Genomic DNA, 2,300 nt, shown 5'->3' on the forward strand with positions numbered 1-2,300 from the left:
GGTCTGCGCCCCGGGGTGGTCCTCACCCTGCTGGCGCTGACCGTTCCGGTGCTGGAGCTGGCCGGCCAGTGCGCCCGCCTCGGCGCGCCCGCCCGCGAGCGCCGCCTCGCCGCCCTGCGGCTCGCCGGGGCCACGCCCCGGCAGACGGCCGCCGTCGCCGCCGCGGAGACCGGGGCCGCCGCCCTCGTCGGCGCCGTCGCGGGCCTCGGTGTCCACCTGGCCGGGCGCGAACTGCTCCACCGCCCGGCCGCCGACGGCAGGCTTCCCCTCCCGACCGATGTGCTGCCGCACCCCCTCGCGCTCGCCGCCGTGGTCCTCGTCCTCCCCCTGGCCGCCGTGCTCGCGGCCGCCCTGATGACGCGCCGGGTCGCCGTCGACCCGCTGGGCGCGAGCCGCCGCTCGGGCCGCCAGGACCCCCGCCCGTGGCCCGCCGCCCTCATCGTGCTCGGCGCGCTCCCGTACCTGGTGGTGCTGCCCATGACCGGGCGGAACGGCGCGTGGCCGCTGCCCGCCCTGCTCCTCGTCGGCGCGGTGCTGGTCACGCTGGGGGTGGCGTGCGGAGCCGCCTGGATCTCCTGGGCAACGGGCCGCGTCCTGCACCGCGTTGCCCGTCGGCCCGCCGAACTGTTGGCCGCCCGCGCGCTGATGGCCGACCCGTGGAGCGGCAGCCGCGCGTTCGGAGCCCTCCTGGCCGCCGTCGTCTTCGGTGCCGGCGCGCTGGCGGTGCGGGCCTACTTCGTCGCCGCCGCCGAGGCGGAGGCCACCTTCGCGGGCGGCGACGACTTCTACGTCCGCAGCCTGGACCTGGTGAACCTGGCCGTCCTGGTCGCCCTCGTCGTGGCGGCGGGCGGCCTGCTCGTGGCGCTCGCCGAGGGCGTTCTCTCCCGGCGCCGCGACCACGCCGCGCTGCTGGCGGCCGGAGTCCCGCGCGGCGTCCTGGTCCGCGCCCTCGCATGGCGCGCCCTGGCCCCCGCCGTGCCGGCCGTCGCGCTGGCCCTGACCATGGGCACCCTGCTGGGCCGCGCCCTCTTCGGCACCGAGCCGGACGCCGTCCTCGCGGGCGCGGAGGTCACGGCGGTCCCGGCGGAGCTGCCCCTCGCCGGCCTGGCCCTCCTCACCGCCACGGCCCTGGCCCTCCTCCTGGCGACCACCGCCACCGCGGCCCTGTGCCTGCGCGCCACCACCACCCCGGATGAGCTGAGATCCGCCTGAGCAGCCGCGCTCCGGGGCCCGGGGCGGCGTCCACGGAAACGGATCCGCCGCCGCTGGTCCCGGGGGCGGGCCGTGGCCCGTGCCGGCGGTCGGATGCCCGGGACCGGCAATGTGTCCAGGCGCCGACGGGGCATTGTCAGCGGACCGTTGCCGGTTCTTGACAACCAGCGACGAAGATCCTATACATAAGATGGTTCCCTTGACTGCGTGTTGGATGCACTGATCCACCAACACCTCGGCGAGCGAACCCTCTCAGGGCCCCTCACTCCAGCGGCGGACGCCTTCCGCGGAAGGCTTCCTGGACAGCGAACGGCTGGTGACGGGCCCCCTCTGCCCGCCGCCCTCCTCGGCCGCACCTCCCACCCGATGCCTGTCAGAGCACGCGCGGGAGGCCGCATCTCCCGATCCCGGGTGAGGCAAACCCCCCTCCCTCCAGGGCGTCAGCGGCGCGACCAGGTCGCACGCCATCGCGCATACGACGCACAGCGCGGCACTCACACCCGGCCAACCTCCCACCCCACGACCGGAATTCGGCCACTGCCCACGACACACCTCATCGTGTGAGGAGCTTCACCATGGAAGACGCGCGTCCTATGGCATCTCTCCCTGGCCGCGTGCAAGCGCGTGTCGCCCGATGGGAAAAATCCTTCGCCGCCCTGTACGGCCGCATCAGCACCCTGGTCCTGCGCGTCAGCGTGGGCATCGTCTTCCTCTGGTTCGGGGTGCTGAAATTCATTCCGCACGGCAGCCCGGCCGAGGAACTCGCCATCCGGTGCACGCGGGCGCTGTCGTTCGACCTGGTGCCGCCCGAGGTCTGCCGCCTGTTATTGGCGATCCTGGAGACGTCCATCGGCGTGGGCCTGATCACGGGCATTCTGCTCAGGCTGACCCTGGCGGTCTTCTTCGTCCACATGGCGGGCGTCTTCACCGTCTTCGTGCTCGCGCCGGACGCCATCTGGGCGGAGGACATGCCGATGGAGCTGACGCTGGAGGGCCAGTACGTGGTGAAGAACGTCGTGCTCATCGCCGCGTGCCTCACGGTTCTCCTGCACAGGATCCGGAGCACCGCGTCCCGGGCCCCGGCACGG

General features: G+C 74.3%; 2 protein-coding genes. Both read left to right on the top strand.

Going from position 1 to position 2,300, the window contains the following annotated elements; translation table 11 throughout:
• Window positions 1–1,212: FtsX-like permease family protein (locus ADY01_RS40095; protein WP_049580868.1), on the top strand; the 1,212-nt coding region annotated here is incomplete at its 5' end.
• A 575-nt stretch (window positions 1,213–1,787) separates the two neighbouring features.
• Window positions 1,788–2,300, top strand: a 513-nt coding sequence (locus ADY01_RS34995) for a DoxX family membrane protein (protein ID WP_159001629.1), incomplete at its 3' end; no start/stop codon positions are given.

This window comes from Streptomyces sp. SBT349, assembly GCF_001083795.1.
GTDB lineage: Bacteria > Actinomycetota > Actinomycetes > Streptomycetales > Streptomycetaceae > Streptomyces.